Source organism: Prauserella shujinwangii (genome assembly GCF_003001955.1).
Lineage (GTDB): Bacteria > Actinomycetota > Actinomycetes > Mycobacteriales > Pseudonocardiaceae > Qaidamihabitans > Qaidamihabitans shujinwangii.
This window is the reverse complement of the sequence record NZ_PVNH01000014.1, coordinates 93,444-115,499: the sequence shown is the minus strand read 5'-3', so window position 1 is coordinate 115,499 and position 22,056 is coordinate 93,444. Positions and strand designations below refer to the sequence as shown.

Annotated in this window: 17 protein-coding genes; 9 read left to right on the top strand and 8 right to left on the bottom strand. The window is 72.9% G+C overall.

Features of this window, described 5'->3' with window-relative positions:
* Window positions 1-100: 100 nt before the first annotated feature.
* The 3 genes from B0I33_RS28430 to B0I33_RS28420 all read left to right on the top strand — a co-directional run bounded on the left by B0I33_RS28430 (window position 101) and on the right by B0I33_RS28420 (window position 2,418).
* Entirely contained in the window at window positions 101-706 is a 606-nt protein-coding gene (locus tag B0I33_RS28430; RefSeq protein ID WP_106182237.1) for a dihydrofolate reductase family protein, read from the top strand.
* 144 nt (window positions 707-850) lie between these two features.
* Window positions 851-1,174: a YciI family protein gene (locus B0I33_RS28425; RefSeq protein WP_106182236.1), complete on the top strand. Its 324-nt coding sequence runs from the start codon at window positions 851-853 to the stop codon at window positions 1,172-1,174.
* A 2-nt stretch (window positions 1,175-1,176) separates the two neighbouring features.
* Entirely contained in the window at window positions 1,177-2,418 is a 1,242-nt protein-coding gene (locus B0I33_RS28420) for an RNA polymerase sigma factor (protein WP_106182234.1), read from the top strand.
* 264 nt (window positions 2,419-2,682) lie between these two features.
* On the opposite strand, the gene B0I33_RS30100 is transcribed toward B0I33_RS28420, so the two are convergent.
* The gene (locus B0I33_RS30100) at window positions 2,683-3,648 is read right to left on the bottom strand and encodes a DUF6801 domain-containing protein (RefSeq protein ID WP_181193484.1); all 966 of its coding nucleotides are present in this window, start codon (window positions 3,646-3,648) and stop codon (window positions 2,683-2,685) included.
* A gap of 542 nt (window positions 3,649-4,190) precedes the next feature.
* Here B0I33_RS30100 and B0I33_RS28400 point away from each other — a divergent pair.
* Entirely contained in the window at window positions 4,191-5,582 is a 1,392-nt protein-coding gene (locus tag B0I33_RS28400; protein ID WP_106182233.1) for a PucR family transcriptional regulator, read from the top strand.
* 32 nt (window positions 5,583-5,614) lie between these two features.
* On the opposite strand, the gene B0I33_RS28395 is transcribed toward B0I33_RS28400, so the two are convergent.
* Window positions 5,615-11,125: an ATP-binding protein gene (locus B0I33_RS28395; RefSeq protein WP_106182231.1), complete on the bottom strand. Its 5,511-nt coding sequence runs from the start codon at window positions 11,123-11,125 to the stop codon at window positions 5,615-5,617.
* Between the two features lie 247 nt (window positions 11,126-11,372).
* On the bottom strand, window positions 11,373-11,813 hold the full coding sequence (locus B0I33_RS28390) for an SRPBCC family protein (protein WP_106182229.1): 441 nt from the start codon (window positions 11,811-11,813) through the stop codon (window positions 11,373-11,375).
* A 168-nt stretch (window positions 11,814-11,981) separates the two neighbouring features.
* Here B0I33_RS28390 and B0I33_RS28385 point away from each other — a divergent pair, with 168 nt between their 5' ends.
* Window positions 11,982-13,316, top strand: a complete 1,335-nt coding sequence (locus tag B0I33_RS28385) for a cellulose binding domain-containing protein (protein ID WP_106182228.1) — start codon at window positions 11,982-11,984, stop codon at window positions 13,314-13,316.
* Here the strand turns inward: B0I33_RS28385 and B0I33_RS28380 are convergent.
* Window positions 13,300-14,766 (bottom strand): MFS transporter, encoded by a 1,467-nt coding sequence (locus tag B0I33_RS28380; protein WP_106182226.1) that lies wholly within the window; start codon window positions 14,764-14,766, stop codon window positions 13,300-13,302. The genes B0I33_RS28385 and B0I33_RS28380 overlap by 17 nt on opposite strands.
* An 83-nt stretch (window positions 14,767-14,849) precedes the next feature.
* Between B0I33_RS28380 and B0I33_RS28375 the strand changes: the two genes are divergently transcribed.
* Window positions 14,850-15,476: a TetR/AcrR family transcriptional regulator gene (locus B0I33_RS28375; protein ID WP_106182225.1), complete on the top strand. Its 627-nt coding sequence runs from the start codon at window positions 14,850-14,852 to the stop codon at window positions 15,474-15,476.
* A gap of 27 nt (window positions 15,477-15,503) precedes the next feature.
* Window positions 15,504-16,529: a saccharopine dehydrogenase family protein gene (locus tag B0I33_RS28370; RefSeq protein WP_106182223.1), complete on the top strand. Its 1,026-nt coding sequence runs from the start codon at window positions 15,504-15,506 to the stop codon at window positions 16,527-16,529.
* Here B0I33_RS28370 and B0I33_RS28365 read toward each other — a convergent pair.
* From B0I33_RS28365 to B0I33_RS28350, 4 genes are all read right to left on the bottom strand, one after another.
* Window positions 16,516-17,382: an HTD2 family dehydratase gene (locus B0I33_RS28365; protein ID WP_106182221.1), complete on the bottom strand. Its 867-nt coding sequence runs from the start codon at window positions 17,380-17,382 to the stop codon at window positions 16,516-16,518. The genes B0I33_RS28370 and B0I33_RS28365 overlap by 14 nt on opposite strands.
* 2 nt (window positions 17,383-17,384) lie before the next feature.
* Window positions 17,385-18,359 carry a bile acid:sodium symporter family protein gene (locus tag B0I33_RS28360; protein WP_106182219.1) on the bottom strand — a complete coding sequence of 325 codons (975 nt, stop codon included), beginning with the start codon at window positions 18,357-18,359 and terminating at the stop codon, window positions 17,385-17,387.
* Between the two features lie 85 nt (window positions 18,360-18,444).
* A complete protein-coding gene (locus B0I33_RS28355) occupies window positions 18,445-18,747 on the bottom strand; it encodes a hypothetical protein (protein WP_106182218.1) in 303 nt (100 codons plus the stop codon).
* 265 nt (window positions 18,748-19,012) lie between these two features.
* Complete coding sequence (locus tag B0I33_RS28350; RefSeq protein WP_219927277.1) at window positions 19,013-20,287, bottom strand: MFS transporter; 1,275 nt, start codon at window positions 20,285-20,287, stop codon at window positions 19,013-19,015.
* A gap of 87 nt (window positions 20,288-20,374) precedes the next feature.
* Between B0I33_RS28350 and B0I33_RS28345 the strand changes: the two genes are divergently transcribed.
* Window positions 20,375-20,959, top strand: a complete 585-nt coding sequence (locus B0I33_RS28345; RefSeq protein WP_106182216.1) for a TetR/AcrR family transcriptional regulator — start codon at window positions 20,375-20,377, stop codon at window positions 20,957-20,959.
* Window positions 20,960-21,148: 189 nt separating this feature from the next.
* On the top strand, window positions 21,149-21,979 hold the full coding sequence (locus B0I33_RS28340) for an SAM-dependent methyltransferase (protein WP_106182214.1): 831 nt from the start codon (window positions 21,149-21,151) through the stop codon (window positions 21,977-21,979).
* Window positions 21,980-22,056: the final 77 nt, after the last annotated feature.

Sequence of the window (22,056 nt, the reverse complement as noted above, 5' to 3'; positions counted from 1 at the left end):
GCGGTGGAAAATCCGGCCGGAGGTGTCGGATCGGGGCAGCGGCGTTCGTGGCAAGAGCGAGCGACCGCCCGCAGGGGGCCGCCCGGAGGAAGGGAACACCATGAAACTGACGACTGTCACCAACGTCTCCGTCGACGGAGTGATGCAGGGGCTGGGCGGAGCGGACGAGGACCGCCGAGGCGGGTTCGAGCGCGGCGGATGGGCCTTGCCGCTGTTCGACGACGAAGCCGAGGCCTTCCTCGGCGAGATCTACCAGCGCACCGACGCGTTCCTGTTCGGCAGGCGAACCTACGAGATCTTCGCCGGCTCCTGGGGCGCGATGGAAGACCCCAGCACCAGCCCCATCGCGGCGGCGTTGCACGCGCGGCCCAAGTACGTGGCGTCGACCACGCTCACCGGCCCGCGCTGGGCGGACACGACCGTCCTCTCCGGTGACCTCGCGGCCGCCGTCCGCGAGCTGAAAGCCAGGCCGGGCGGTGAGCTGCAGGTGCACGGCAGCGGCAGCCTGGTCCGCTGGCTGTTCGACCACCACCTGGTCGACGAGATCATCCTGCTCACCTATCCCGTGGTCGTCGGCCAGGGCACGCGGCTGTTCCCCGCCACCGGCCCGGACACAGCACTCGACCTGGTCACCTCGCGCGCCACCTCGGGGGGCGTGGCGATCCACGCCTACCGGCCCAGCGGGCGCCCGCGGTACGCGCCGTAGGCAGCCGGGGCCTGGCGCCGTCCGGCGGACGGGCGAAGTTGAAAGAAGTCCGGCCGGTGGTGTCGGATCGGGACATCGGTGTTCGTGGTGGGGGTGAGTGGCCGTCCACGAGGGACGCCCCGAGTCACAGGAGATGATCTTCAGATGCGGTACCTGGTTTCGGTGATCGACGACAAGAGCAATCCCGGCAGCACGGACAGGCAGCCCGCCATCAACGCGTTCAACGAACGACTGATCGCCGAGGGCTACTGGGTTTTCGCGGGCGGGCTCGCGGGAACCGACGCGGCCACGGTCATCGACAACCGGGGGGAGCAGGCAATGGTCACCGACGGGCCGTTCGTGGAGTCCAAGGAGTACCTCGCCGGGATCTGGGTGTGGGAGGTCCCCGACCTCGACGTCGCGCTCACGCTCGCCGCCGAGGCGTCGAAGGCCTGCGATCGCAAGATCGAGGTGCGGCCGTTCTCGTGAGCATGGCTGACGTCCGCGCGGCGGTCACCCGGGCCCACCACGAGGAGTGGGCCCGGATCGTCGCCACCCTGACCAGGCGGTGCGGTGATCTCGACCTCGCGGAGGAGGCGGCGGCCGAGGCGTCCGCGACCGCGGTCGAGCGGTGGCCGGCCGAGGGCGTGCCGCCCAACCCGGGTGCCTGGCTGACCACCACCGCGCACCGCAAGGCCATCGACCGGATCCGGCGGGAGAACAAGCGCGACGGCAAGCACCAGGAGGCGCAGACCTTGTGGGACGACCCGGCTGTACCCGCCGAGCCACCCGGCGCCATCGAGGACGACCGGCTCCGGCTGCTGTTCACCTGCTGTCACCCGGCGCTGGCGATGCCGGCCCGCGTGGCGCTGACCCTGCGCATGGTCGGCGGCCTGACCGTGCCCGAGATCGCCCGCGCCTTCCTGGTGACCGAGACCACCCTGGGGCAGCGGATCACCCGCGCGAAGGCCAAGATCAAGGCGGCGCGCATCCCCTACCGGATACCGGCCGCCGAAGACCTCCCGGCCCGCGTCACCGGCGTGCTCGCCGTGCTCTACCTCGTGTTCAACGAGGGCTACCTGGCCACCGGCCCCGGCACCGATCCCGTGCGCCGCGACCTGACCGCCGAAGCGATCCGGCTCACCCGCCTGATCCGCACCCTCCTGCCGGAGGACGGCGAGGCGGCCGGGCTGCTGGCGCTGATGCTGCTCGCCGAGGCCCGCCGCACCACCCGGGTGTCGGCGAGCGGCGAACTCGTCACCCTCGACGAGCAGGACCGTGGGTCCTGGGACACGACACTGATCGCCGAGGGGCATCGGCTGGTGCGCGAGCGCCTCACCGCGGCCGCCGCCGGGATCGCCCCGGGCCGCTACCAGATCCTCGCCGCGATCAACGCCGTGCACACCTCCGCCCGCGACGCCCGCGACACCGACTGGGCGCAGATCCTCGCCCTCTACGACCAGCTCCTCCCCCTCGACCCCTCACCGGTCGTCGCCCTCAACCGGGCCATCGCGGTCGCCGAACTCGACGGCCCGGAGGTGGCCCTGGCCTCCGTCGACCGGCTCGCGGACAGACTGGCCGGCTACCACGCCTACCACGCCACCCGCGCCGACCTGCTCCGCCGACTCGGCCGCAGCCAGGAATCCCGCGCGGCGTACGACCGCGCCATCGACCTCGCGGGCAACACCGCCGAGATCGCCTACCTGACCCGCCGCCGCGACCAACTGGGATAGCACTCTCGACCGCGGCGTGGTGGCCGTCGCCGACGTGATCGGTGCGGCACCCCGCTCCGGTCGCCGCCCTGGCGGCTCACTCCGTCGAGGCACGGTCGAGTTCGGCGGTGAAGGCGGCCTCGTAGGCGAGCAGGGTGTCGGCGAACAGTCGCCGCTGTCCGGCCGTCAACGGAGCGAGCGCCTGTCGCCACGCCGCCCGAACGCAGAACTCGCGGACCTGAGCGGGCACTCGCGCGCCGGAACGGGGGACTCGCGCGGGAGGGCTCAGTGGCGCTGTGCTCGCCTGCGCGCGAAGCCGAGCAGCGCGGCTCCCGCGGTGAGCAGCCCGCCGCCCAGCAGCAGGGACAGGGTCAGCGGGGCGCCCGTGCTCGCGAGGCCGCCCGTGCCGTCGCCGTAGCCGCCGGAGCCGCCCACGGGGACGTACGACCCGGTCGGCGTGGGCTCACCACCGGGAGGAGTCGTTCCGGGCGGTGTCGTGGCGGGCGGCCCGGTGGGCTCGGTCGTGCCGGTCGGGTCGGTGGACTGCGTCGGCTCGGTCGGCTCCGTGGGCTCCGTCGGCTCGGTCGGCTCGGTGGGGTCCGTGGGGTCCGTCGGCTCGGTGGGCTCGGTCGGCTCGGTGGTGCTGCCCTCCCCGACGATCTCGAACGTCGCCAGCGTGTTGTCCTGCCCCGGGTCCTGCACGCACTGCGAGTCGAACGTGCCCAGCCCGGTCTCGCCGCCGTCGGCCGTCCGCGGCGTGAGGGTCAGGAGGATGTCCCCCACGCTGATCGTGCCCTGGCCCGGCTGCGTGAACGTCAGCGCGGGCGCGTTGCCGGTCGCCGTCACGTCGAACGAACCCGATGCGGGCACGGGGGTCGACGGGATCGACGCCGGAACCTCGACCGTCAGATCCCCCTGCGGCACGGACACCGTCGACTCCGCCAGTGCCGATCCCTCGACGGTGGTGGCGCCCACCAGCGTGAGCCCCTGGGTGGCCGTCGGTGGCACCGTGGACACCGCGGTCACTTCGAACTCCGGCGTCGGCTCGCCGACCTCGACGGTCGACGGGACGTCCGTGGAGATCACCACGGTGATCGGCTGCGTCCCGATCAGCGGAAACGGGCACTGGTAGGACAGGGTCAGCGATGCCGGCTCGGCCGCGACCGGCCCGGCTCCGAGCACCATGGCGCCGGTCACCAGGCTCGTCGCCCCGGCCGCGGCCACCGCCGCGATCAGCTTCTGCGGTCTCATACGTCCCCTTCGTCTTCGGTTCCCCGACCCTGAAATACACGTTCCGAAATTGCGGCCAGGTCCGCGGGGCGACCGGCCGGAATCAACACGAGAATTGCCTCCACCAATAGGGCGAGGCGAACGTACCGACCGGTAACGACGGTGGCAAGATGCCGCCCGGGGCCAATCCGGAAATCGCGCGACAGGACGAAGAGCCGGGCAGCGGACTAGCGGGAATCGACAAAGTCCGGCGGACGGACGGGCGGGCGCGGGAAGCGGCGCGGGCCGGCACGATGCCGGGAAACGACGGCACGTGCCGCCGCGCGCGGGCTGGTCACCGCGCCGATGGCGGGCGGTTTTGTCGATCGGTGATGAAGTGCCGCCGAGAATTTGACAGCATCGGACAACGAACAAGTTCGCCGCTCTAACGAAAAGAATGGGACCCGGAGCGCCCTGGTTCCGACGTTTGACATGCCGTGGTGGGCGAAATTATCGTTCGTCGATCGAAATCGACCGGGACCGGTAGTTACAAGGGCCGCTTTTTTGTCACATCGAGGTGGCGGATGACTGCAGATTTCCACGGCTCGGTGGCCGTGAACGCATCGGCGCGGGCCTCCTGCCCGCCGCCGCGAACGGGCGGGCAGAACGCCGCGGAGGGCGCCGCCGTCCGGCCGGGAGCGCCGCGGCCACGGCAGGCCGCGGGAACCGGACCACGTCCGGCCGCGGGCGACACCGCGCGACAACTGTGGGCGGCGATACCCGCCGAACTGGCCGAGAAGCTGCGGCCGCTGGCCGGCCTCCTGGTGGCCGACGCCATCCGCGAGGTGCAGCGCGCGGTGCCCACCTACAACCGGCCGCTGACCGGCAAGTTCCGCGAGGTCCTCGTCGGCGCGATCGAGGCCGCCGTCTACAAGTGCTTCGACAACATCTGCAACCCCGGCACGCCGCAGACCGACTGGAAGCGCGTGTTCCGGTACGCCGGCAAGGTCGAGTACCTGGAGGGCCGGACGCTGGACGCGCTCCAGACCGCGGTGCGGGTCGGGGCCAGGGTGGTGTGGCGGCACATCAGCGTGAAGGGGCGGGAGATCGGCATTCCCGCCGACACCCTGTTCGCCACCGCCGACGCGATCTTCGCCTGGGTGGACGAGCTGTGCACCGTGGCGATCGAGGGCTACACCGAGGCGCAGCTGCACGCGATGGGCGCGCTGGAACGGCGGCGCAGGCAGCTGCTGAAGCTCGTGCTCTCCGAGAAGCCGGTGTCCCAGCAGTCGCTCACCGACCTGGCGAGCACCACGGACTGGCCGCTGCCCGCGACTGTCGCGGTGGTCGCGCTGGAGTACCGGGACGACCAGCACCAGCTGCCCGGCATCTCCCTCGGCCCGGAGGCCCTGATCGACCTGGAGAGCAGCAAGCCCTGCATCGTCGTCGCCGACCCCGCGCGGCACCTGCGGGCCCTGCAGCGTGAGCTGGGCGACCGCAGGGCCGCGGTCGGGCCCGCCGTGCCGCTGGCGGACGCCCACCGCTCACTGGCCTGCGCCCGCAGCGCCCTCACCCTCGTCCGGCGTGGCATCCTGCCGCCGGAGCAGGTGACCTGGTGCGCCGACCACCTGCCGACACTCGTCCTGCTCGCGGACGAGTTCCTCGTCGGCCAGCTGGCCGAACGGGCCCTGCGGCCGTTCGCCGACCTCACCACCAAGCAGCGCGAGCGGCTCACCGCGACGCTGCTGGCGTGGCTGGAGACGCCGGGGAGCATCAACGACGTCGCCGCCCGCCTCGACGTGCACCCGCAGACCGTCCGCTACCGGATGCACCAGCTGCAGGAGCTGCTCGGCGACCAGCTACGCGACCCGGACAGCAGGCTGGCACTGGAGATCGCGCTGCGCACCCGCACGCTGCTGGCGGGCGAGGCACTAGCGAACCGAAGACGCACCCGCCGCCAGCAGCCCGCCTCGTGAGTGGGGAACGTTGTTCTTACCACGTTCTTCACTCACGAGTCGTGCGCTGCGGCGACGCCCCTTTCCACGGCCGCGATCAGCTCCGGGCGCAGTTCCTCCGGCCGGATGATCGCGTCCACCGAGCCGACCTGCACGGCGCGCTGGACGCTGTGCACACCGTCGAACTCGGCGGCCACCTCACCGAGCTTCTCCGCGCGCACGGCCGCGCGGACGTCCGTGAGCTGAGTGCTCAGCGCGGCCCGTTCGGCGCCGGTCGTCTCGGCGATCCGCGCCTCCAGCTCGCGCACCCTCGGGTCCCGCGCCGTCCGCGCGTCCACGTCCCCGGCGAACACCACCGCCGCCGCGGGCGCCCCGCCGATCACCGACGCGAACGACCCGTCCACGGCGAGCACGGTCAGGTTCGGGTTGAGCGCCTTGGAGAACACCACGAACGCGCCGCCGTGGTACCGCGACACGACGCAGAACACGATGGGGCCCGCGAAGTTGACGATCGCCCTGCCGATCTCGGCACCGTACTCCAGCTGCAGCTTCCGCATCGACTCCGGGGAGCCGTCGAAGCCGGAGAGGTTCGCCAGCACCACCAGCGGGCGGTTGCCGCTGGCCGCGTTGATGGCCCGCGCCACCTTCTTCGACGAGCGGGGGAACAGCGTGCCCGCGGTGTAGGTGTCCGGCCCGTCGGTGGGCGGGAACCCGCGCCGCGGCACCGAGCGCGACTCGATGCCGACGAGGCACACCGGCCTGCCGCCGAGATGCACGTCCTGGACCACGGCGGTGTCGGCGTCCGCCATGCCCGCCCAGCGCTCCAGGATCGGGTGGTCGGCATCGGACACGGCCCGCATCAGCGTCCGGATGTCGAACGCCTTCTTGCGGTCCGGGTTCGCCTCGGCGGAGAAGATCTCCCCCACCGTCGCGAAGTCGCTGTCGACCACCGCGTGCGGATAGGTGGTGACGTCCCGGTCGACCGGGTCCGCCGTGCGCGCGACCCGGGGACCACGCTCCCCCGGCGCGACGTAGGCGTGGTCGTAGTGCGCCATCAGCACGTCCCGGGCCCCGGCGAGGTCGGGAGCCCAGTACTGCGCCTGCCCGTTCGGCCCCATCACGCGGTCGTAGCCGCCGATGCCGAAGTTGTCCTCCGCCGAGACCCCACCGGAGAAGTCCAGTGACTGCTTCCCGGTGAGCACCATGGCCGAGTCGGGCGTCATCACGAGGATGCCCTTGGTGTGCATGAGCATCGTGGCCTCGGCGTTCCAGTACGGCTGCGCGCCGACGTTGATCCCCGCCACCACGATGTTGATCTCACCGCCGGCCTGGGTGAACTCGACGATCCGCTTGAGCGCGGCGGCGACCCAGTCCATGTTCTCGGTGCCGGAGTCCATCGAGATCCGCGCGCCCGCGGACAGGGCGAACCACTCGACGGGCACCCGCATGCGCTCGGCGAGGTCGAGCGCGGCGATGACCCGCGAGCACTCCGGTTCGGACAGCGCGCCGAGCGCCTTGGTCGGGTCGCCGAGCAGCACGACCCGGGTGACGCCCTCGGGGAACCGCTCGGTGGGCGTGCTGACGACGCCCGCGACGATCGCGGCCTTGTTGTGGCCCTTCGGCCGGTCGACGGGCACGAGCTCGCCCTTGTCGTCCAGGTCGTGCTCGACGAAGGAACCGTCCCGGCCCGCGAGCATCTCGGTGAGCTCGTACGGGTACACGGTGCCGCGCCTGCGGGCCCGCAGCACCTTCTGGCCGTAGTCGTCCAGCGGCTGGATCAGCTCGGACGTCGGCTCGGTCACCCGCACCCGCACGCCGGAGCCGACGTCGTAGGAGATCTTCACGGCCACGTCGTGCAGCTGTCCGGTCTCCGGGTCGCGCTGGCGGCCGAGGAAGAGCACCTCCTCCACGCCCGCGCCCGCCGTGGTGGGCACCACGCGCTCGGCGATCGTGTTCAGCTCCTCCACGGTCAGCTCGCTCGGCGGCCAGACGTAGAGGAAGACCCGGTTGGTGTCGAACCGCTTCTTGGCCGGGCGGGTGGCCTGGACCTTGCGGATCGCGTCGAGGCACGCCGACAGCGTGCCCTCGACGGCGGGCAGGGCGACGAGCCTGCCCTCGGAGTCCCGCAACGGCGTCAGGTCCCGCACCTGTGCCATCGCCACCAGCCGCTCGTCCGCCGGGTTCTTCGGCGCCACGCAGCGGAACAGGTAGACGTCCTCGTCCGCCGACGGCAGCCGGGTCAGGTCGAAGTTGCGCAGCCGCTGCAGCTCGAGCCGCTGGGCGATGAGCGGGTGCAGGCCGCGGATCAGCCGCTCCTCGGAGAAGCCGGTGGACGACGGCCGGAACGTGAAGTGGTGGTGCATGGCCGTGCCGCTGCGCCCGGCCACCGTGGTCGTCACCCGGCGGACGCGGCCGGGCAGCGGGGCCGCCGCGATGATCTCCCGCAGTTCGGCGGCCATCGCGTTGGCCTCGGCGGGCTGGTCGGGCCAGGTCAGGTACACGTCGGCCACCAGTTCGGCGTCGCGCGTGCCGCCGTCCGCGACCTCGCCCAGCGCGGCGAGCGCCTGGGGCAGCTCGGCGAAGTCGGTGGCCGTGGCCACGAGCAGCAGCCGCTGCCCCTCCAGGTCGTACTCGGCGGTGAAGAACGAGCGGCCGTCCGAGCGCAGCGTGCGGATGTCCGCCAGGTCGCGGGTGCGGTAGTAGCGCCTGCTCATCACCTCCAGCAGCGGCCGCAGGTCGCTGCCGTCGCGCCCGATGCGCTGGCCGAGCAGCCGGACCAGCGGCTCCGGGCTGGCGACCATCGCGGCGATGCGCTCGGCGCGGTCGGGTGCGTCGGGGTCGCGCTCCAGGTGCCGCAGGTGCCCGCGCACGGTGGCGTACACCTCGGCGCGGGTGCGCCGCAGCATCGGCTGGGCGAACCAGCGGAACACCACGCTGCGGGCGAGGTCACCGACCACGGGGAAGCGCAGCTGGGTGGCCGTGATCAGGTGCTCCAGCGCGTAGCCGACCGGCTCCCGCAGCTCACCGGGAGGCGGCGGCTCCTCCAGCCACTGCTGGAGCAGCGTGGTCGCCACGACGACGTCGGACGAGGCCCGCTGCTGCGCGACGAAGATCCGGAAGACGGCCTCTTCCAGCTCGGGCGTCCGCTCGAAGTCGTCGACGCCGTAGTGCGCCAGCACGCGCGCCAGCCGCTGCTGGAAGTTCTCCGACAGCCCGGCGCGCTCGACGTCGAGGCTCTGCAGGTAGGTGTGGAAGTACTCGCGCGGGCTGTGCACCCGCGTGTCGGCCTTGGTCTCCTCGCCCGCGGGCCGGTTGCGGCTGAGCTCGGAGAGGTCGGCGAATACCCGCAGCAGCTCGACCTCCTCGGTGAGCGGGCGGCCGCCCCGCGCCACCAGCTCCGCGCGGGCGTCGAGGTAGGCGGTGAGCGCGCGGCCCTCGTCGTGCGGGTCGACGTCGTAGCCGAGCAGCAGGCTGCGCAGGTCCTCCAGGCCGCGGGCGGCGCGGGCCTCCGCCGACACCCCGTCCGGCTCGCCGGGCAACGCCAGGTCCACCACCTCGGCGGCGCCGTCGGCCGCGTCGGTTCCGGCGTCCCCGACCGGCTCCAGCCGCAGCAGCGGCGCGCCGGTCTCGACCTGGCTGCCCACCGACACGAGGGATTCCTTGAGCCGGGCGCGGAACGGCGCGCGCAGCACCGTCTCCATCTTCATGCTCTCCAGCACGATGACGGGCGCCCCGGCCTCGACCTCGGAGTCGACGTCCAGCGGGGTGGCCACGACGAGCGCGGGGGCGGGCGAGCGCACGACACCGCCCTCGTCGCGGCTGATCCGGTGGGTGACACCGTCGACCTCGACGAGGTGGATGGGGCCGTGCGTGCCGGTGACCAGCCGGAACCGCGTGCCGTTGACGGTGAGCTGGCCCGACTCGCGGTCGTGGCGTTCGAGCTCGACGTCGACCGTCCGCTCCTGCGTGCCCCCGCTGATGCCCACGCGGTAGCGGCCGCGTCCCACCCTCGCCACGGTGACCCGGTAGGCGGCGCCGCGCAGCTTGAGGTCGATCGGACGGCCCCCGTCGTGCTGCGCCTGCGGCCGACCGCCGTGCGCGGTGGCCAGGAACCGCTGCCGCTCGATCCGCTCCTCGTCCTCGTAGGCCTCGATCGCGGCGGCGGCGAGCGCGATGCCCGAGTGCTTGTGGGACACCAGCCCGCCGCCGGCGCGGACGCGGTCGATCCAGCCGGTGTCCGCCGAGGCGTCGATCACCTCGGGCGCGTCGAGCAGGTCGAGCACGAAGCTCTTGTTGGTGGCTCCGCCCTCGATGAGCACGGTGGTACCGGCGACGGCGCGGCGCAGCCGGGCCAGCGCCTCGTGCCGGTCCCGGCCGTAGGCGATGATCTTGGCGATCATCGAGTCGAAGTCGGCGGGGATGACGTCGCCCTCGCTGACCCCGGTGTCGATGCGGATGCCGGGGCCCGCGGGCAGGTCGAGGCGCGCGATCCGGCCCGGCGCGGGCGCGAAGTCGCGGTCGGGATCCTCGGCGTTGAGCCTGGCCTCCACGGCGTGCCCCAGCTCGGCGGGCTGCTCCCCGTCCAGCGTGCCGCCCGCGGCGACGTGAATCTGCGCCTTCACCAGGTCCATGCCGGTGGTGGCCTCGGTGATGGGGTGCTCCACCTGCAGCCGGGTGTTGACCTCCAGGAACGCGAACAGCCGCTCGCCGGGGTGGTAGAGGAACTCGACGGTGCCCGCGCCGCGGTACCCCACGGCGAGCGCCAGCCGCTCGGCCGACGCCTTGAGCTCGGCCGCCTGGTCGGCGGAGAGCACCGGCGAGGCGGACTCCTCGATGATCTTCTGGTTGCGCCGCTGCACCGAGCAGTCACGGACGCCGAGCGCCCACGCGGTGCCCTGGCCGTCGGCGATGACCTGCACCTCGACGTGCCGCGCGCCGGTGACCAGCCGCTCGAGGAAGACCACGCCGCTGCCGAACGCGCGCTCGGCCTCCAGCGTGGTCCGCTCGAAGGCGTCGGCCAGCTCCTCGTCGGAGCGGATCACACGGATGCCGCGGCCGCCGCCGCCCGCCGTGGCCTTGAGCATCAGCGGGTAACCGATCTCCTTCGCGGCGGTCAGCGCCGCGTCCAGGTGCTCGACCGGGCCCCGGCTCCACGGGGCCACGGGGACGCCGACCTCCTCGGCGATGAGCTTGGCACCGATCTTGTCGCCCAGCTTGCGCATGGCGTCGGGGCCGGGCCCGATGAACGTCACCCCGAGCCGCTCGCACAGCTCGGCGAACGCCGGATCCTCGGCGACGAACCCCCAGCCGACCCACGCGGCGTCCGCTCCCGTCTCCGTCAGCGCCCGTTCCAGCACGGCGAAGTCGAGGTACGGCCGGGCCGAGGCGGGACCGAGGCAGTACGCGTGGTCGGCCTCCCTGACGAAGGTGGCGCCCCGGTCGGCCTCGGTGTAGAGGGCGACCGTCTCGATCGGCCCCGCCCCCTCGGCGTTGAGCTCGCGGACAGCGTGGATCAGCCGCATCGCAGCCTCTCCCCGGTTGACGATGGCGATACGACTGAACACCGACTCAAGCCCTCACAGGTTGCGACAAACACACGAAAGGCGACGCCCGGGTCGCGGACCGTCGCCTACACCGTGCCCCACCCTGGTCGTTACCGCCGGGTACGGAAACCGCTGGAGTCACCACAGGTGAGCGCCGCCGTTTGTGGAGTGTCGCCAAACGCGCGCCCGGCTCGTGAGTGCGGAGCGTGGTTCTCACCACGTTCCGCACTCACGACCACGCCGCGTCCGGTCAGCCTGCCCGGCTTGGTCACCGGGTCTCGACGATGCGCTTGAACTCCTCCGCCGCACGCTCGACCTTGGCCTGCGGGTCGGCGAACAGCGTCGCGACCACCTCGCCCGCCTTGCCCGCGGGCGGGTCGTACTTGAGGCTGATCTCGACGCCGGTCACGCTGTGCCCCTTGTCGTCGAACCGCACGGCACCCGCGTGCCGCACGTCCGGGTCGGCCGCGTCGTCGGTCGCCCACGAGATGGTGCGCGGGGCCGAGTCCTCGACGATCCGCGCCTCCCAGTCGACGGAGACGCCCGCCGGTCCGCGCACCGTCCACCTCGTACGGTTCCCGGTGTCGTCCAGTGCCTCCACCCGCTCCACGTCGGAGAAGATCTCCGGCAGCCGGGTCAGCCCGCGCCACCAGTCGTAGCAGGCCTGCACGGGCGCGTCGACCTCGACGTAGTGCGCTGCGGCTCCCATGGCTCTCCTTCCCTCGCGCACGGCACGGGTCGTGACCGGGCTTCCCACCTTCGTCGTGCGCGAAACCGGCGAATATTGGTTCAGACCTTGCCGTGGCGATGTGGTCTAGACCACAATGCGCGGGGTGTGACCGGAATTCTCCCCCTGCTACCCGACGTGAGGATGCCGATGTCCAGATCACGATGGCGCCCCCTGACCCTGCTTCTCGCCCTCGCGGCCGCCACGCTCGGCCTCGCCGGCCCGCAGGCGGCCGCCGCCGAAGGCCCGACCGCGACGTTCACCACGGTGTCCGACTGGGGCACCGGCTTCGAAGCCAAGATCACCGTCACCAACGGCGGCTCCGCCGCGCTGAACGGCTGGACCGTGGAGTTCGACCTGCCGTCCGGGTACTCGATCGCCAGCGCCTGGGACGCGCGGCACACCAGCAGCGGCACCCACCACACGTTCCGCAACCCCAGCTGGGCACCGACGCTCGCCGCGGGCGCGAGCGCGTCGTTCGGCTTCACCGGCAGCCCTGGCGGGCTCCCGGGGATCGAGAACTGCCTGCTCAACGGCAACCCCTGCGACGGAGGCCCCGGCGATCCCGGTGACCCCGGCGATCCGGGTGACCCCGGTGACCCGGGCACGCCCGCGGGCGGGCACGGCGCGCCGTACCTCTACCTCGGCTGGGGCAACCCGCCGTCGGCCACGACCGTCATGAACGCCACCGGCATCCGCTGGTTCACGATGGCGTTCGTGCTCTCCAGCGGCGGCTGCAACCCCGCCTGGGACGGGACCCGGCCCCTGCTCGGCGGCGTCGACGCGCAGGTCATCGCCCAGATCCGGGCCAACGGCGGGGACGTCGTGCCCTCGTTCGGCGGCTGGAGCGGCAACAAGCTCGGCCCCAACTGCGCCAGCGCCGAGGCCCTCGCCGGTGCCTACCAGAAGGTGATCGACGCCTACGGGCTCAAGGCGATCGACATCGACATCGAGAACACCGACGAGTTCGAGAACGAGGTCGTGCAGGACCGCATCCTCGGCGCCCTGAAGATCATCGAGCGGAACAACCCGGGCATCGAGACGATCATCACCTTCGGCACGACGACCACCGGCCCCAACTGGTGGGGCAACCGGCTGATCGAGCGCGCGCACGCCCTCGACGTGGGCATCGACGTGTTCACGATCATGCCGTTCAACTTCGGCGCCTCCGACATGTACCAGGCCACGGTCAGCGCGGCCGAGGGCCTGAAGAACAAGCTGAAGTCGACCTTCGGCTGGTCGGACGCCACCGCCTACGCGCACCTGGGCATCTCCGGCATGAACGGGCTGTCCGACCAGCGCGAGGTCACGGACACGGGCACCTGGACCCAGATCCGCGACTGGGCGAAGGCGCGTGACCTGGGCAGGTTCTCGTTCTGGTCGGTGAACCGGGACCGCGGCTGCGCGGGCGGCGGCGTCGCGGCGCACTGCAGCGGCATCGCCCAGCCCGACTGGGAGTTCACCCGCATCACGGCCGGGTTCTGACCCGGTCGTCCTCCGGGGGCGGGGTGGCCTGGTCACGACCGGGTCCCCCGTCCCCGCGCGCGCGGCGGGGCAGGGTGAGCGCCAGCGCGCCACCCGCGGCCGCGAGCAGCGCGGCGGCCGCGAACCCGGACCGCAGACCGTCCACCCGGGCCGCGGGACCGCCACCCGCCGTCTCGGCGACGGTCGCGGCCAGCAGCAGCACCGCCGTGACGCCGAGCCCGGAGCCGACCCGCTGGGCGGTGTTCACGATCCCCGCCGCGACGCCGGTGTCCGTCTCGGCGACCGCGGTGACGGCGGGCACGGTCACCCCGACGAACGCGGCGGGCAGGCCGATCCCGAACACGAGGGTGCCGGGCAGCACGTCGGCGAGGTAGCCGCTCTCGACGGGCAGCCGGGCGAACCACGCCAGCGCCACGGCCTGCAGGGCCAGCCCGGCGGCGAGGGTGCCCCGCGCGCCGAGCCGCTCCAGCGCGGCGGGGATCACGGTCCGCGACGCGGCGATGCTCACGAGTGCGACAGGCAGCACCGCCAGCCCCGACTCGGTCGGGGAATAGCCCTGGGTGTCCTGCAGGTACAACGCCAGCAGCGCGAACGCGGGCACGTGGGCGGCGCCGACCAGCGCGTTCACCGCGGTGGACACCGACACCTCGCGGATGCGGAACAGCCGCAGCGGCAGCAGCGGCTCGGCCGCCCTCGCCTCGATCGCCACGAAGCCCGCGAGACCGGCGGCACCCGCGCCGAGCAGGATCCAGGCGAGCGTCCGGGTTCCCGGGTCGGCCAGCGCGCCGACGGCGTAGCCGACCAGTAGCAGCGCGATCGTGCCGGTCACGGCGCCCGCCAGGTCGAAGTGCCGGGCGGACGGCCGCGGCCGGGCCGCGTCGGCGGGCAGCAGCCGGGTCACGAACGCGAGGGCGACGGCGCCGACCGGCACGTTGACCAGGAAGATGGCGGGCCAGCCGAGGCCCTGGGTGAGCAGGCCACCCGCGGCCGTCCCGATCGCCGCGCCCGCCGCGCCCATCGCACTCCACACCCCGAACGCGCGCCGGTGCGCGGCGGGTTCGGGGAACGTCACCCGCAGCAGCGCCAGTTGCGCGGGCACGACGACCGCCGCGCCGAGCCCCTGCAGGGCGCGCGCCCCGACCAGCAGCCACGCCTGGGTCGCCAGGCCCGCCACCGCGGAGGCGACCGTGAACACGATCAGTCCCGCGGCGAACGCCCGGCGCGGGCCGAACAGGTCGCTCGCCCGCCCGCCCGCGACGAGGAAGCCGCCGAACGCGAGCAGGTAGGCGTTGGTCACCCAGCCCAGCTCGCCCTCCCGCAGCGCCAGGTCGGCCCCGATGGCGGGCAACGCGATGTTGACGACCGTGGTGTCCAGGAACACCACCAGCTCCACGGCGGTGATCAGCAGCAGCGCCGCGGTCCGGCCGCGGAGCACCCCTCGTTCCGGCATGATCCCTCTCCATCTCACTAGAGCGTTACTCTAGTCAAAAATCCACTAGAGTGGTGCTTCAGTCAAGTGCGGATCGGAGGCTCATGGCGGAGAGCGGGACACGGGCACGGAAGGCGGCCGAGACACGGGCGCGCATGCTGGCCGCGGCGCGGCGGCTGTTCGTGGAGCACGGCTACGCGGCGACGTCGATGCAGGCCGTCGCGAAGGAGGCCGGGGTGGCGGTGCAGACCCTCTACTTCACGTTCGCCACCAAACGCGCCCTGCTCAGCGAGCTCGTGGACGTCGAGGTGGCCGGGGACATGGAGCCGGTGGCCACGCTCGACCGGCCCTGGGTGGCCGAGGCGCTGGCCGCGCCGCCGGAGCGCCTGCTGCGCCTGGTCGTCGAGGGCACCGGGCGGATCCACACCAGGGTGGCGCCGGTACTGGAGGTGGTGCGCTCGGCCGCCGCGGCCGACCCGGAGATCGCGGCACTGTGGCGGGCCAACATCGAGCAGCGGCACACGGTGCTGACGACGTTCGCCGGGGCACTCGCGGCGCGCTCGGCGCTGCGCCCCGGGGTCGGCACCGGCCGGGTGGCCGACATGATGCTGGCGACGCTGTCGCCCGAGACCTACCTCCTGCTCGTTTCGCGGCGCGGGTGGAGCCACGAGGAGTGGGCGGACTGGGCGACCGGCACGCTGCGCTGCCAGCTACTGGCCGACGTTGACTAGAGACACACTCTAGTGTTTGCTGGAGGCATGAGCGAAGCGGATGAGCGGCCGGTCCTGGTGGCGGGCGGGTACGGCGCCGTCGGCGCGACGGTGACGAGGACGCTGGCCGGCCCGCTGGCGGGGCGGGTCGTCGCCGCGGGCCGGGACCTGGCGCGCGCCACCGCACTGGCCGCCGAGGTGGGCGGCGCCGCGGCGCGGATCGACGTGCACGATCCGGCGGGCTTCGGCCGGGTCCTCGACGAGCACGGCATCGGCACGGTGGTGCTCTGCGTCGAGCCGCCCGGCCCCGCGCTCGCGCGCACCTGCCTCGAACGCGGTGTCCACCTCGTCGACGTGGGCGCCTCGGCGGATCTGCTGGAGCAGGTGGAAGCGCTGGCCGGCACGGCGGTCGCGCACGGCGCCACGGCCGTGCTCAGCGTCGGCGTCGCGCCCGGGCTCACCAACCTGCTGGCCCGCAGGGCGCGCGACGACCTCGGCTCGGCCGACCGGGTGGACGTCACCGTGCTGCTCGGGGCGGGCGAGCGGCACGGCGCCGACGCCGTCCGGTGGACGGTCGGGCAGCTCGCCAGGCCCGCCCCGCCCGGCGGCCCGCTGCGCACCACGCTGCCCGGGTACGGTCGCCGCACCGCGCACCCGTTCCCGTTCTCCGACCAGTACTCGCTGCGCCGCACCCTCGACGTCGGCGAGGTCACCACGCGGCTGTGCCTCGACTCGGCACCGCTGACCGCGCTGCTGTTCGCGCTGCGCCGCTCGGGGCTGGTGCGCCGCTCCCTCGCCAGGAGGCTGCTCGTGGCCGCGTCGACACGCGTGCACCTCGGCGCCGACGGCTTCGCGGTGCGCGCCGACGCCCGCCTCGGCGGCAGGCACGCCGCCTACGCGCTCACCGGGCGGCGGCAGAGCCACGTCACGGGCCTGGTCGCGGCGCACGTCACGCGGGCGCTGCGCACCGGGACCCTGCCCGCCGGTGTGCACCACCTGGACACGCTGCCCGCGCTGGCCGGGCTGCCGCAGGAACTGCCCGGGACCACGCTGCGGCGGCTCAGCGAAGGCTGACCCGCCCCTCGGCGACGACCCGCTCCCCCGCCGTGGTCACGGCCAGCCGCACCGCGTCCGTCCCTTCCGGACCGCCGGAGACGAGGAACTCGTCACCGAGGAAAACCGGGTGCCGCAGGCGGTAGGTGAACTCGGTCACCGTCGCGTCCGGACGGTGCTCGCGCACCAGCTCCAGCATCAGCAGCGCCAGCAGCGGCCCGTGCACCACCAGTCCGGGATAGCCCTCCACGCGCCGCACGTAGGGCTCGTCGTAGTGGATGCGGTGCGGATTCGCCGTGAGCGCGCTGAACCGGAACAGCAGCGTCTCGGACAGGGCGGGCCGGGCCTGCCACGGCGCGGCCGTCGGCTCCGGCGGGCCCGACGGCCGTTCGAACGCACGGTGCGGCGCCTCGCCCGCGCGGTAGACGAGGTCCTGCTCCTCCACCAGCCGCGGTGCGCCGCCCTGCCGGTACTCCGAGCGCACGGTGACGAAGGCGAGCTCGCCCGTGCGGCCCCGCCTGACCCGCGCGGCGGCCAGCGCGGAGGTGCACGTCGCGGCCGCACCGATCTCCAGCGGCCGCCGCACGGTGAGCCTGCCGCCCGCGAACATGCGGCGGCGACCGGGGATGGGCGGGATGAACCGGCCCTCGGCCAGATGGCCGTCGGCGGCCAGCGCGCGCTGCGGCGGCCAGTCCGGGAAGTGGAACCAGTGCCACAGCGGCGGCAGCGGCTCACCGGCGCCGGGCGCGTCCTCCCGGTCGAGCAGGGCCGCGAACGCGGCGACGGGACGGGCGGCGAGCACGTCCTCCTCGGTCACCGGGGCAGGCGACCAGTCCGCGAGGTACCCGCTGAGACCGGGTGGCCGCGCCGCCATGGTCAGGAGGCCACGGTCCGCGGCGCGGCGGCGGGCCGGGCGGGGCGGCGCGCCCAGTAGGTGGCGAGCGCGGAGCCGGACACGTTGTGCCACACGGAGAACAGCGCGGCGGGCAGCGCGGCCATGGGGACGAGGTGGGTCGTGGCCAGGCTCGCGGACAACCCGGAGTTCTGCATGCCGACCTCGATGCTGATCGCGCGGCGCGCCGACTCGTCCAGCCGGGCGAGCCGGGCGGCGGAGTAGCCGAGCAGCAGGCCGACGCCGTTGTGCAGGATCACCGCGAGCACCAGCAGCGCGCCGCTGGAGGCGATGACGTCGCTGTTGACGCCGACGATCGCGGCGACCACCACCACGATCCCGGTGACCGAGACCAGCGGGAGGTAGTCGAGCACCCGCTCGACCAGCCGCCCGGCGAGGGCGCGCACGAGCAGCCCCGCCACGACGGGCACGAGCACGATCTGCACGATCGACGAGAACAGCGCCCAGAACCCGACCGGCAGGTCCGATCCGGCGAGCCAGAGCACGAGTGCCGGGGTCAGCAGCGGGGCGAGCAACGTCGCCACGGAGGTGAGCGTCACCGACAGCGCCACGTCGCCCTTGGCGAGGTAGACGATGACGTTGGACGCCGTTCCGCCCGGAGCGGCGCCGACCAGCACCATCCCGGCGAGCAGGGCGCCGGTGAGCCCGAGCGCCCAGCCGATGCTCCAGGCCGCGAGCGGCATCACCAGGAACTGCGCGGCCAGCCCGAGGAGCACCGCGCGCGGGCGGCTGAGCACCAGGCGGAAGTCGGCGGGCCGCAACGTGAGCCCCATCCCGAACATGATCACGCCCAGCAGTTGCGGGATGTAGCCGGCCACGGCCGTCGCGGCCCGCTCCGGGAGCAGCAGCCCCGCGGCACCGCCGAGGAGCACGAGAACGGCGAACCAGCGGCCCACGAACCCGGCGAGCCTGCGCAACGCACCACGCTGTTCGGACACCGCGACACCCTAAGCGAACCGGTCGTGATTTCTCCACCGGATGGGCGTACGGATTCACTCCCGGGTGCCGGCGCGGGCAGCCGCGTCACGCCCGCGCGGGCGGGGGCAGCGAGGAGACGCCCGCGAAACCAGGCGGCAGGTCGTCCCGGCCGACGGTCAGCAGCACCGGCGTGGTGACCCCGTGCTCGGCGGCGGCGCCGGTCAGCACGGCGGCCAGCAGGCCGACCGCGTCCAGGGACCACTCGGCGATCGTGCCGCGGAACGTGACTCCGTGGCGGGGCGGACCGTTCCAGTGCCACTCGGGCAGCGGCGTGTGCCGCGCCAGGGGCGGGTGGTCGGTCGCCGACGAGGAGCCGCACCTGAACAGCGGCGGCCCGTCGCGCCGCATCCGGTCGAGCAGCCGGGGCGCGGCCGCCGGGACGGACGGCTCCCGGCCGCTGTCGAGCGTCGCCCACAGCCCGGCACGCGAGCGCGGGTCGCTCTCGGCGAACCAGCCGGAACCGTGTCGCGTGCTCGGCGCGACCCTCCGAGGTGTGGTGCGGAGCTGGTGCAGAGGCTGGCCGCCGGCAACGGTGTCGCCGGTGGTGGCGGTAGTGGATGTTCCCGACCGCGAGGTGTCGGTGGCCTTCGATGCCGAGTGGAGCGTTCACGTGTCATCGAGCCTCGACTGCCTCGACTGCCTCGACTGTTCCGGTTGCGGGCGGCACGGTCTCCTTCAGCGAGCGGGTTGTCGCCACCAACAGCGCAGCGGCCAACGCCAGGGCAGCGGCGATCCAGACGGTGGACTCCAGCGAGAGTGTGTGGATGACGACGCCACCCGCCAGCGCGCCGAGCCCGATGGAGAGGTTCCACACTCCCACCCACAGCGAGGTTGCCCCTTCGACGGCCGTGGGCGCGGCCTTGATCATCCAGGTCTGCATGCTGACCGACAGCCCGCCGAAGAACAGACCCCACAGGAAGAGCAGCAACACACCGGAGACCGGCTGGAGGCCGACCGCCGGGAGCAGACCCAGTGCGACGGTGGTCACCGCGAGGATCGAGAACACCACTGCGGGAACGCCGCGCCCCAGCAGCGCTCCGGCCGCGAAGTTCCCTCCCAGACCGAGGAGTCCGTAGATCAGGAGAACAGGGCCGACCGCGGAAGCGGACAGGCCTGCGATGTCGCGAAGGATCGGACCTACGAAGGTGAACGCGGCAAAGTGTCCGGTGACGGAAAGCAAGGTCGCGATGAGCCCGAGTGCCACGCCCTTGTTCCTGAGCTGACTGGCCAGCATCCGCGGGCGGACCGGGGTCTGCGCCGACAACGGAGGCAGCAACCCGATCAGCCACAGCAGAGCGACGAGCGCGGCCACTCCGAGCGCGGCGAACGCCAACCGCCACCCCAGACCCGTTCCCAGGATCGTCCCGAGCGGGACGCCGAGGACGTTGGCTGCGGCGACACCGGCGAAGATGATCGAGGTCGCCTTGGGCACATTCGCCGCCGACACCAGGCGAACAGCGATGCCGCCTCCGATCGCCCAGAATCCGCCGATCGCGACACCGACGAACACGCGTGACAGCAGGAGAACCTCGAACGTCGGAGCCAGCCAGGAAGCCGCGTTCGCGGCGGTCATGAGGGCCATCAACGCGACCAGGAGGACCCGCCGGTCCAACTTCCCGACCACCAACGGCACCAGCAGCGCTGCGACACCGGCGACGATGCTGGGGACGGTGACGCTCAGCCCGGCGGTTCCTTCCGTGACGCCCAAGTCGGGGCTGATCTGGATCAGCAGCCCGATCGGCAATTGCTCCGCGACCACCAGGACGAACACGCCGAACATCGCCGCCCAGGCCGCGCCCCAGCGTTCGCCGCCGGTACCTCGCGCGTTCTGGGCCTGCCTGCCAGGGGCGACGCCGCCGAAGCCACCGTCGCTGTGCGTTCCAGCCACTGTGTGTTCCTCTCTCGTTCGGGAGCGATCGCTCCCGAACGAGACGCTAGCATTGGGAGCATCCGCTCCACAACACAGGGAGGATCGATGGCCAGGCCGCGCGGATTCGACGAGGAGACAGCCGTCCACCGGGCGACCGATGTCTTCTGGCGCAAGGGCTTCCACGCCACCAGCACGCGGGACCTGGGTGAGGCGCTCGAGCTCAACCCGAGCAGCCTCTACCGCACCTTCGGCGACAAGCGCCGGCTCTTCCTGCGCACCCTCGATCACTATCGGGCAACGGAGAGTTCCGACGGATGTCAGCGGTTCCGAAATGCCAACCCGACCATGGACGGGTTGACCGACGCGGTGGCCGCGGTCGCGCTGGGAAGCGATGCGCAGGCGCCTGATCCAGCAGGGTGTTTCGTTGTCAACACCGCCGCAGAGATGGGCGGCACGGACCCGGACATCGCTCGACGGACCGAAACGGCGTTCGATCTCACCCGGGCCGGCCTCGCAGACCTACTCACCCGGATGCGCGACAGCGGAGAGATTCCAGTCGAGGCCGATCCCCACAAACTGACCGACCTGCTGTTCACCCTCATCCTCGGGTGGCGGCTTCGAGCCCGTGCGGGGCATGCCCCCAGGGACATCCGGAGCTCCATCGAGCACGCGATCGGCCTCCTCGGCTGAAGGCCCGCCGAGCGGGCCGGTGTTCGTCCCCATGGCTGCCGCTGACCTGCCGCGGCCACGTCACCAACGTCCTGCCCCGCGACGGCGAGTACCCGACGACGGTCCGGCGCACCGGCCCCCGTGCACGCACCGGTGCGCACCGGGCACACTGGGCAAGGGATCGCCCGGACGAGTGACAGGGGGTTGTCGATGGGGGACAGATCGATCGACGCGTTCGCCGCGTCCGTGGACCGGCCGAGCTCGGCCCGGGTCTACGACTACCTCCTCGGCGGTACCCACCACTACGCGATCGACCGCGAGTTCGCCGACCAGCAGCTGGCCACGGTGCCGGACATGCGGGAGGCGTTGCGGTCGAACCGGGCGTTCGTGGGCCGCGCGGTCCGGTGCGCCCTCGGGCGCGGCGTCCGGCAGTTCGTCGACATCGGCGCCGGCCTGCCCAGCCAGGGGCAGGCGCACCAGGTGGCGGACGAGACCGATCCGGAGGCGCGAGCCAGGGTGGTCTACGTCGACAACGAGGAGATCGCCCACGCCCACGCGTCGATCCTGCTGGCCGACGAGGCCGACCCCGAGCGGCACAAGGCGGTGTGCGCGGACTTCTTCGACCGTGACCTGCTGTGGGAGCAGGTGCTCGCGACGGGCGTCATCGATCAGGCCGAGCCGGTCTGCCTGCTGGTGACCGCGCTGCTGCACTTCGTGCCCGACGAGCGTGAGCCGGGCAAGGTGCTCGCCTTCTACCGTGACCAGCTGGCGGCGGGCAGCCTGCTCGTGCTCTCGCACGGCTGCGACGAGCTCGACGACGAGGACGTCCGGCGGGTCGCCGGGAACTACGCCAGAACGTCCAGCCCGGCCGTCCTGCGCGACCGGGACGGCATCGCTGGCTTCTTCGACGGCTGGGAGCTGCTCGACCCCGGCCTGACGTGGACGGTCGAGTGGCGGCCGGACGGCACCGAGACGGAGTGGTGGGAGGGCGTCCCGGCGCGCGCCCGGTGCCTCGCCGGAGTCGCCGTCAAACCGGCCTGACCCGTTCCCCGGCCCGCGTCCCCACACCGGGGGCGGCCCCGTCCGGCTGGCTCGCGTCGCGGCGGCCCGGGACTAGG

What these genes read in the sequence shown, in the direction of transcription:
- B0I33_RS28375 (WP_106182225.1), top strand. Translation starts at nt 14,850, where the DNA reads ATGGCGGAGAGCGGGACACGGGCACGGAAGGCGGCCGAGACACGGGCG.
- B0I33_RS28365 (WP_106182221.1), bottom strand. Translation starts at nt 17,382, where the DNA reads ATGGCGGCGCGGCCACCCGGTCTCAGCGGGTACCTCGCGGACTGGTCG.
- B0I33_RS28340 (WP_106182214.1), top strand. Translation starts at nt 21,149, where the DNA reads ATGGGGGACAGATCGATCGACGCGTTCGCCGCGTCCGTGGACCGGCCG.
- B0I33_RS28430 (WP_106182237.1), top strand. Translation starts at nt 101, where the DNA reads ATGAAACTGACGACTGTCACCAACGTCTCCGTCGACGGAGTGATGCAG.
- B0I33_RS28390 (WP_106182229.1), bottom strand. Translation starts at nt 11,813, where the DNA reads ATGGGAGCCGCAGCGCACTACGTCGAGGTCGACGCGCCCGTGCAGGCC.
- B0I33_RS28370 (WP_106182223.1), top strand. Translation starts at nt 15,504, where the DNA reads ATGAGCGAAGCGGATGAGCGGCCGGTCCTGGTGGCGGGCGGGTACGGC.
- B0I33_RS28355 (WP_106182218.1), bottom strand. Translation starts at nt 18,747, where the DNA reads ATGCGGCGCGACGGGCCGCCGCTGTTCAGGTGCGGCTCCTCGTCGGCG.
- B0I33_RS30100 (WP_181193484.1), bottom strand. Translation starts at nt 3,648, where the DNA reads ATGAGACCGCAGAAGCTGATCGCGGCGGTGGCCGCGGCCGGGGCGACG.
- B0I33_RS28420 (WP_106182234.1), top strand. Translation starts at nt 1,177, where the DNA reads ATGGCTGACGTCCGCGCGGCGGTCACCCGGGCCCACCACGAGGAGTGG.
- B0I33_RS28400 (WP_106182233.1), top strand. Translation starts at nt 4,191, where the DNA reads ATGACTGCAGATTTCCACGGCTCGGTGGCCGTGAACGCATCGGCGCGG.
- B0I33_RS28385 (WP_106182228.1), top strand. Translation starts at nt 11,982, where the DNA reads ATGTCCAGATCACGATGGCGCCCCCTGACCCTGCTTCTCGCCCTCGCG.
- B0I33_RS28380 (WP_106182226.1), bottom strand. Translation starts at nt 14,766, where the DNA reads ATGCCGGAACGAGGGGTGCTCCGCGGCCGGACCGCGGCGCTGCTGCTG.
- B0I33_RS28425 (WP_106182236.1), top strand. Translation starts at nt 851, where the DNA reads ATGCGGTACCTGGTTTCGGTGATCGACGACAAGAGCAATCCCGGCAGC.
- B0I33_RS28345 (WP_106182216.1), top strand. Translation starts at nt 20,375, where the DNA reads ATGGCCAGGCCGCGCGGATTCGACGAGGAGACAGCCGTCCACCGGGCG.